Source organism: Aquibacillus albus (assembly GCF_016908325.1).
GTDB lineage: Bacteria > Bacillota > Bacilli > Bacillales > Amphibacillaceae > Aquibacillus_A > Aquibacillus_A albus.
This window is the reverse complement of record NZ_JAFBDR010000045.1, coordinates 1-9,283: the sequence shown is the minus strand read 5'-3', so window position 1 is coordinate 9,283 and position 9,283 is coordinate 1. Positions and strand designations below refer to the sequence as shown.

Sequence of the window (9,283 nt, the reverse complement as noted above, 5' to 3'; positions counted from 1 at the left end):
TGTCGTATCTCCTCCTTACCGGAAGAATACGCTATTAATTATTAAAATTTAAGGCCTTTTTTTAAAAGTGTCCTTGACATAGGGACCACTTTACTTTGCTTTTGGGGCAGCCTCTTTTCATGTGATTTTCGTGGAATCTGCACGTAATGAACGCTTTTCTTTGGCATTTTATGTCTCAATCTTGAACAGAACCTGTTAACAATTCCCGGGTTGATCCTTACTCACTTTAATGAGCTTTAAATCCTTCTCCTAGTACTTCTGTGGCGTTCATCGCAACAACAAATGCATCTGAATCAACTCTCCTAACGATCTTGGTGAGTTTACTAAATTCATTTTGAGCGACTACACACATTAATATTTTTCGTTCTTCATCTGTATAGCCACCCGTCGCATTTAAAACGGTGACCCCTCGGTCTATATCTTGCAAAAGGATTTGGCGGACCTTTTCCACTTGATTTGTAATAATTAGAACATTTTTGGAAGTATTTAAACCAACCTGGACAAAATCAATCGTTCTACTCGTAATGAACAACCCAATTAATGCATATAAACCCTGTTCGACCGAAAAGACGATTGCTGCCGTAGTAACGATCATGCCATCAAATAACGCGAGACAGATCCCTAATGGCAATGGAAGATACTTATGAAAAATTTGTGCAGCAAGATCAATCCCACCTGTAGAGGCCCTGCCCCGAAATACAATACCAAGACCAACCCCTACACCCATGCCGCCAAAAATAGCGCCTAGTAATGGATCATCAGGTGTTGCGGTTGTCCAATCCCTTGTAAGAAAAACAAAGAATGGCAATACAACCGTACCAAAAAGCGATTTAAGACCAAAGTTTTTCCCTAATAATACGACTCCAGCAATGAATAATGGGATATTTAGTGCCCACTGTACGATAGAAGGCTCCCAACCAAACACCGATTTCGTAATCGTACTTATCCCGGCTACTCCACCAGAGGCGATTTCATGTGGTAGTAAAAAAACATTAAACGCGACTGCAACAAAAAAGGATCCGAGCACTATTAATGTATATTCAATCAGATGAACAAAGAGGGGTGGCATTGGCTCCCGCCTATATTTTGTCATCATTTTATCCACCTCATTTGGATAGTCATTTATGTATGCCAATCAACCTAGAGCAGTATATCATTGTAGAAACCTGTTCTCAACAGGATTTATCACTGTATAGTAGTGGAGTGTTAAAGCTTTCGGAGGGGGTAATTATTCATACCATGCACGTAACAGGTTGCTATATACATAAAATTACAGAAAAACACCGTTCATTCCTGAATTTGTTTAATTTAATTGATGAAATGTCACGAGAATGTTCACTTTACATAACTTTCCTAACGTACAAAAAAGGATAAGCCTGAACAAATGATGTAAAGACTTATCCCTAATCCTTTTTTATTCTAAAGTTAATTATTTAATAAATAACGATCTGCGATTCCCTTTAGCATTTCAAGAACTTCATCATGCATATCCTCACGCTCAAGTGCCATTTCAATTGTAGTTTGAATAAATCCTAGTTTATCGCCAACATCATATCGTTTTCCTTCAAACTCATAGCCATAGATTGGTTCGAACTTCCCAAGAGTTGCAATGGCATCTGTTAATTGGATTTCTCCACCAGCACCTGTTTCCTGATTTTCCAGGAGACTTAAAATCTCTGGAGTTAATATGTATCTGCCCATTATCGCTAAATCGGAGGGGGCTTTTTCTATCGAAGGTTTTTCTACCAACGAACCAATTCTATGAAGTGAACCTTTGTTATCTTCCGACTGAATGATTCCATAACGATTCGTTTCACTTAATGGTACTTTTTTGACACCAATGACGGTTGCATTCGTTTTTTCATGCTGATCGATTAATTGCTTCAAGCACGGTGTTTGCGATTGAACAATATCATCCCCAAGTAACACTGCAAACGGTTCTTCACCGATAAATTTTCTTGCACACCAAATCGCATGTCCTAATCCTTTTGGTTCTTTCTGACGAATATAGTGAATATCAACAGTGGAGGATTCCTTCACTTGGTCCAACAGCTCAAATTTTCCTTTTTTAAGCAAATTATCCTCTAATTCAAACGCGTGGTCAAAGTGGTCTTCTATCGCTCTTTTTCCTTTACCAGTGACAATAATAATATCTTCAATACCTGACTTAATAGCTTCTTCAACAATATATTGAATCGTTGGTTTATCAACGACAGGTAGCATTTCTTTTGGCATAGCCTTTGTTGCTGGCAAAAACCGTGTACCTAATCCAGCAGCAGGAATAATCGCTTTTTTAATTGCCATAGCCATCCATCCTCCATTCGCTTACTGATAATCACCTATATTCTATCATAAAGTAACTTCAATCAGTGGTGTTTTTCTCCACCCCATCACTTTTTATCAAAAAATTAACAAAGGTGAAGCACTCCAATCTGCTTCACCTCCCTTACCATTTAATTCATTTGTGAACGAAGATAGGCGTCAATAAATGGATCCAAATCTCCATCCATTACCCCATTCGTATTACCAACCTCAACATTCGTACGGTGATCCTTCACCATGGAATACGGATGGAACACATAAGAGCGGATTTGACTGCCCCAGCCAATTTCCTTTTGCTCTCCACGAATTTCATTCATCTCTTGCTGTTGCTTTTCAATCTCAAGCTGATATAACTTTGCTTTTAACATTTTCATTGCTTGCTCACGGTTTTTAATTTGTGAACGCTCTGACTGACACGTTACCACAGTATTTGTTGGGATGTGTGTAATCCGTACTGCAGAATCTGTTGTGTTGACGTGCTGACCGCCAGCTCCACTAGAGCGGTACGTATCAATTTTTAAGTCCTCAGTCTTTACATCAATATCAATATCATCGTCCATCTCAGGCATCACTTCACAAGAAACAAAGGAAGTATGTCTGCGGCCAGATGAGTCAAATGGGGAAATTCTGACGAGACGGTGTACCCCTTTTTCAGCCTTTAAATTGCCGTATGCGTTATGTCCCTTAATAAGCAATGTGACACTCTTCACACCAGCTTCATCACCAGGGAGATAATCCAGTGTTTCCACTTTAAATCCTTTTGATTCTGCCCAACGCGTGTACATTCGTAATAGCATACTTGCCCAGTCCTGTGACTCCGTACCACCAGCACCAGGGTGTAACTCTAGAATCGCATTGTTCTTATCATAAGGTTCACTTAGCAGCATTACTAACTCAAATTCATTAAGCGCCTTCGATAGCTTATCAACTTCCGTCTCTAATTCTTCCCGCAAATCAGCATCATTTTCTTCCTTCACTAGTTCATACGAAACTTCAAGGTTTTCTAAGTTTTCTTGGTGGTCGTCAAACGTATGAACCAAATCCTTCAGACCGTTTACTTCATTAATCGTCTTTTGTGCTTCCTGCTGATTGTCCCAAAAGTTAGGGGCCGTCATTTCTTCTTCTAATTCTGCAATTCGGGCTCTCTTTACATCTAAGTCAAAGAGACCCCCTAAAGTCCGCTAATCGTTTAGCCATTTTTTCTAATTCTTGTTTTATTTCTACTAATTCCATTTTCTGTCACCTCAACAAATAATAAATAACCGTTAAATATCGGAAGACACCTCCAAATATAGGAAGTGTCTCCTCCTTTTTTACATCAATCTTTTAACGCCCGTGACAATGCTTATACTTCTTGCCACTACCACATGGACACGGTTCATTACGGCCAACATCCTGTGATTTTACAAAAGGCTTTTTCACTTTCTTCTTGTCTTCGTCGCCAGATACTGCTTTCGCATCCTTTGCCACTTCTTGGCGTTGTAAGTTATCGCGAATTTGAGCCTTCATCACATACCTTGCAACTTCTTCATTAATGGAATCTACCATTTGCTCGAACATCGCAAAGCCTTCCATTTGATATTCGCGTAATGGATCATTTTGTCCATATGCACGAAGGTGAATCCCTTGTCGTAATTGATCCATTTGGTCGATATGATCCATCCATTTTGTATCAACGGTGCGTAGTAAAATAACCTTCTCAAATTCTCTCATTTGTTCTGGAGATAGTTCTTCTTCTTTTTGATCGTATTTATCTTTTATCTTCTCCATAATAAGGTCAACCATCTCTTCTGGATCTTTACCTTTTAAATCCTGTTCAGAGATTAGCCCTTGTTCTAAAAGGTTGGCATTCAAATATTCAATAATGGCTTGTATATTCCAATTTTCTTCTACATCATCCTGTGTATGTGACTGTACGGTGTTCTCAACTGTTGTACGAATCATCTGTTCAATAATTTCTCGTAGATTATCAGACTCAATCACATCAAAGCGTTGTTTATAAATGATTTCACGCTGCTGACGCAAGACATCATCGTAAGAAAGGATCGTTTTACGAGCGTCGAAGTTATTACCTTCTACCCGTTTTTGCGCAGATTCTACCGCACGGGAAACCATCTTACTTTCAATAGGCTGTGAATCATCCATACCAAGCTTATCCATCATCGCCCGCATATTATCTGAACCAAAACGACGCATTAACTCATCTTCCATTGATAAATAAAATTGCGTCACACCTGGGTCTCCTTGACGGCCAGAACGCCCACGGAGCTGATTATCGATTCGACGTGATTCATGTCGCTCTGTACCAATAACAGCTAATCCGCCAAGATCCTTGACACCATCACCTAGTTTAATATCTGTACCACGACCGGCCATGTTTGTCGCAATCGTTACGGCTCCACGCTGACCAGCATCTTCAATAATTTCCGCTTCACGATAGTGGTTTTTGGCGTTTAACACATTGTGCTTTACTCCAGCTTTTTTCAGCAATTTTGAAATAAGCTCAGACGTTTCAACGGCAACCGTACCAACTAGTACGGGCTGACCTTTTTCGTATCTTTGTTTAATTTCTTCCACAACTGCTTTGAATTTGCCTTCCATTGTTTTATAAATCAAATCGGACTTATCATCACGGATAATCGGTTTATTCGTTGGTATGGCAATAACATCCATGTTATAAATATTACGAAATTCTTCTTCTTCCGTTTTAGCTGTACCAGTCATACCAGCAAGCTTTTCATACATACGGAAAAAGTTCTGGAACGTAATCGATGCTAGTGTCATACTTTCATTCTGAATTTGTAAGCCTTCTTTTGCTTCAATGGCTTGGTGCAGTCCATCACTATAACGTCTACCCTTCATCAGACGACCAGTGAATTGATCAACAATCACAACTTGTCCCTCTTCAACCACATAATCTGTATCTCGATGCATTGACACATGTGCTTTTAATGCTTGATTAATGTGGTGTGTCAACGTTACGTTATTTAAGTCAAACAAGTTCTCGATACCAAAGAAACGCTCTGCTTTATTCATTCCTTCTTCGGTTAATTGGACACCCTTTGTTTTTTCATCAAACGTGTAGTCATCTTCATTTTTCAACGTACGAACAAAGGAGTTTGCTTGCATATATAAATTTGCAGATTTTTGAGCAGAACCAGAAATAATTAATGGTGTACGCGCCTCATCAATTAAAATCGAGTCAACCTCATCAATAATGGCAAAATGTAAAGGGCGTTGAACCATTTGTTCTTTATAAAGCACCATGTTATCGCGGAGGTAGTCAAACCCAAATTCGTTATTTGTACCATATGTGATATCTGCCAAATAGGCTTCGCGCTTTTCTTCTTTAGACATTGCATTTCCATTTAGGCCAACCGTCAACCCAAGGAATTCATATAGCTGCCCCATTTCACGGGCATCACGATCTGCTAAATATTCGTTTACCGTAATTATATGGACGCCTTTTCCTGTTATTGCATTTAAATAGGCAGGCATCGTTGACGCAAGTGTTTTCCCTTCCCCAGTCTTCATTTCTGCGATATTTCCTTCATGTAAGGCTATCGCACCCATTAATTGAACTGGGTACGGATGCAATCCTAACGCTCTTTTTGCACCCTCACGTACAACAGCATAAGCCTCAACCATCATATCATCTAGCGTTTCACCATTTTGGTAACGCTGTTTAAACTCTTCTGTTTTTTGTTTAAATTCATCATCCGATAACTTTTTCATGTCGGGTTCCAGCGCTTCAATTTTATCGACTACTGGCTGCAACCGATTAAGTTGGCGTTGGGTACCATCCCCAAAGACTTTCTTAAGTAATCCACGCATGACAAAACGCTCCTCTGTATAGTTTAAAGTGAAATATCCTTCCCATTTATTTGTCATAAGGAAGGGTAGTAGTTGGTTCGTTAAACAATGAAGGAGAAAGTGTTCCAGAAGCGCAATCACGCTTTATTTTATAGGCTCTAAACACTTGCCCAACATTTAATATGCGCATACATACTGATACTTGAATCCAAACTTAATCATACCACTAGCATCTAGCAATGACAAGAATACTGAAGCTTAGAAAATATGAATGTTTAATCAAGGGGATTAACAAGAACTATGACCTTGTCACTATTCGAAATACAAACCCTTATGTACATACGTAAAAGAGTAGCTCAGCGGAAAAGCTACTCTTTTACATAGGGCGCGTCGGAGGGTATAGAGGATAACTCTTTAGCAGCATTAGTATGAGGGGAGCGAGGAGAATTACGGTTTTTTTGCTCAAGACTAAGCTGCCGTTTATTTAAATCAGTGATTTTTCGATTATTCACGGCGATCATCGATAACAACTGCGTAATGGTTTGTTCATGCTGCCTTAACTTTTGACAAAGATTATCATAGTCAACATCCATTCTTTTCACTGTGACACGCCCCCTTTCGATTTATTAATTCCTTTATAGCACAAAACAAAAATGGAATCTATTTTCCATTTTTCAAAAATAATACAAAATTTCTATTCATTTCTGATTTTCTATAGATTTTCGACAAAAATATACTTCATTTTCCATCTGATAAACGTATTTTCATCCATCAAAAATTGAAAAATAGATAGATTTTAATTTTTTTGAGAAAAAGATTAGAAATTTTTGCTCCCATGTCCTCCCAGCACGGACAAATGTCCACAGAGGGGGTCAGACCCCTTTGTGGACATTTGTAAAAGAGCTTATATAATGCGTGTTGTGACGATTCCTTCTATTTGATTGATTTTTTCTTCTAGGCTAGGGGTGATATCGCCGTTTACATTATTTTCGATATCTACCATTGTATATGCATAATCGCCACGACTTCTGTTAACCATGTCAGCGATGTTTAAATTTAAATTAGATATAGCTGATGAGATCTGCCCAACCATGTTCGGGACGTTTTTATGAAAAGCTGCTACACGTCGTCTACCAGTATAAGGAAGAGATGTGTTTGGAAAGTTCACTGAGTTTTTAATATTTCCTGTTTCAAGAAAATCCTTCACTTGACGAGCCGCCATAATCGCACAATTTTCCTCCGACTCCTTCGTAGAAGCACCCAGATGTGGAACAGGAACTACATTTTCCATTTTTAACACCTTGTCATTCGGGAAATCTGTAATATATCTACCAATTTTCCCACTTTCAAGTGCAGTTGCCATATCGTCTTCATTTACAAGCCCACCACGTGAGAAATTCAAGATTTGAACACCTGGCTTCATGAAGCTGAATGTTTCTTCGTTAAACATTCCAATTGTGTCATCGGTTAACGGGACATGGACTGTAATATAATCACAGTTAGCAAACAACTGTTCAATCGTGTTTGCGCGCTGTACATTACGGGATAAGTTCCAAGCTGTATCAACAGAGATGAACGGATCATAACCGATTACATCCATGCCTAAACGAAGTGCATCATTTGCTACAAGTGCACCAATTGCACCTAACCCAATTACACCAAGCGTTTTTCCACTAATTTCTTTTCCAACAAATTGTTTCTTGCCGGCTTCTACAAGCTTTGAAACCTGTTCCCCTTCACCTTCTAACGTCTTTGCCCAAGCGACACCGTCAAAAAGGTTACGAGAAGATGCCATTACCGAGGTAAGAACAAGTTCTTTTACCGCGTTAGCATTGGCACCAGGGGTATTAAATACAACAATTCCTTGCTCCGTGCACTGTTCAACTGGAATATTGTTTACACCCGCTCCGGCTCTCGCGATAGCTTTTAAATGATTGCCAAACTCCATGGAATGCATATTAAAACTACGAACAACAATGGCATCAGGATTTTCATGATTATCGTCAAGCGTATAGATATCTTTAAATACATGAAGTCCTTTTTCTGATATATTATTTAACGTTTTAATCGTCTTCGCCTCGTCTAACACGATTGTGCTCATATTGTTTCCTCCTCTTTCTGAATCATTGTTTTTCAGAATCCTTCTTTTTAACGTGCAAAAAAGCAGAAAGAGGTAAGGGAAAAATATTTCCCTTACCTCTGCCCAGGCGAACGGCTACGACACTATGTGCTCCCTCGCGGTTATCCGCGTTCGCCAGTTACACATAGCCTTTTCAATTTGATTACATTCTATCAGATTATCTAACAACCTTCAACCTCAAATACGTTTCCATTTACAGGTTATTTAGGATAGCGGTGGGACAAGGAACCTGTCCCTCCGTCCCACTAGTCACTAGTCCATGGTCATATACATAGACTGTTATGATTTATTACTTACAAGGAGGCGTTTTAGTAAATGGTAATCGATCAACACCTATATGAAAACTGGTTTCAGCAAGAAAACCTCGCTGTAACTTACTTTATGCTAACAGATAAATATAGATATTCTAACCGAGAACTCCATCATCGGTTTGGGATGAAGTATTTAGAACATTTACAAAAAATGGAACAATTATTTTTTGCTCTACACCAGCAAATTCCTTTCTTTGAAAATTACATGAATTCGAATTTAGAGAATGCATTAGAATACCAAAGACTTCTATCATCCAACTACTTACTTCTCTCTAATAAATTTAAGTTTACTCATCCCCCTATGCACATTGACTTTTATTGCAAGTTTCTTAGACATGTCGAATTATTGGAGAAATACTTTTTAACCTTACACAAGAGTGAACCTATTGATGAAAGCTATACGAGTAAAGACCCGTGGAAAATGTGGCAATACTATGGAAAACTTGCTTCAACCAGTATGAAGCTTGCCATGAAGTATGAATATATTGACGTAAAAACACATGCTTATTACGAAAAGTTGTATTTGCAAAGCTTGAAAATAATGGAGGAAAATTTTTTAATAGAAAAATAGAGGGACAGAGGGAGGGACAGAGGGACAGGTTGAGATCACTGAAAAAGTCACCTTTTTTTAGCTAACTTTTAACTCTTCATCCGAATCGGAGCTAAAGTTATTCGATTTTGAAAAAATTAATAATAA

General features: G+C 38.6%; 7 protein-coding genes and 1 riboswitch. Of the genes, 1 reads left to right on the top strand and 6 read right to left on the bottom strand.

From position 1 onward, the window contains the following. Positions 1–226: 226 nt before the first annotated feature. The 6 genes from JOC48_RS20895 to JOC48_RS20870 all read right to left on the bottom strand — a co-directional run bounded on the left by JOC48_RS20895 (position 227) and on the right by JOC48_RS20870 (position 8,236). Positions 227–1,093 (bottom strand): YitT family protein, encoded by an 867-nt coding sequence (locus JOC48_RS20895; protein ID WP_204502343.1) that lies wholly within the window; start codon positions 1,091–1,093, stop codon positions 227–229. A 332-nt stretch (positions 1,094–1,425) separates the two neighbouring features. Beyond that, complete coding sequence (gene galU, locus JOC48_RS20890) at positions 1,426–2,304, bottom strand: UTP--glucose-1-phosphate uridylyltransferase GalU (protein WP_204502342.1); 879 nt, start codon at positions 2,302–2,304, stop codon at positions 1,426–1,428. 149 nt (positions 2,305–2,453) lie between these two features. Further along, positions 2,454–3,555, bottom strand: a protein-coding gene (gene prfB / locus JOC48_RS20885) for a peptide chain release factor 2 (protein WP_204502341.1) whose coding sequence is annotated in 2 segments (ribosomal slippage) — positions 2,454–3,482 and positions 3,484–3,555 — 1,101 coding nt in all. Because the reading frame shifts where the segments join, the coding sequence is not laid out codon by codon here. Between the two features lie 93 nt (positions 3,556–3,648). Then, entirely contained in the window at positions 3,649–6,156 is a 2,508-nt protein-coding gene (gene secA, locus JOC48_RS20880; RefSeq protein WP_204502344.1) for a preprotein translocase subunit SecA, read from the bottom strand. A gap of 347 nt (positions 6,157–6,503) precedes the next feature. Beyond that, entirely contained in the window at positions 6,504–6,737 is a 234-nt protein-coding gene (locus JOC48_RS20875; protein WP_204502340.1) for a hypothetical protein, read from the bottom strand. A 302-nt stretch (positions 6,738–7,039) separates the two neighbouring features. Further along, on the bottom strand, positions 7,040–8,236 hold the full coding sequence (locus JOC48_RS20870; RefSeq protein ID WP_204502339.1) for a phosphoglycerate dehydrogenase: 1,197 nt from the start codon (positions 8,234–8,236) through the stop codon (positions 7,040–7,042). A 93-nt stretch (positions 8,237–8,329) separates the two neighbouring features. After that, a riboswitch (ZMP/ZTP riboswitch) is annotated at positions 8,330–8,407 on the bottom strand. Positions 8,408–8,590: 183 nt separating this feature from the next. Here JOC48_RS20870 and JOC48_RS20865 point away from each other — a divergent pair. Beyond that, positions 8,591–9,157: a hypothetical protein gene (locus JOC48_RS20865; RefSeq protein WP_204502338.1), complete on the top strand. Its 567-nt coding sequence runs from the start codon at positions 8,591–8,593 to the stop codon at positions 9,155–9,157. Positions 9,158–9,283 lie beyond the last annotated feature (126 nt).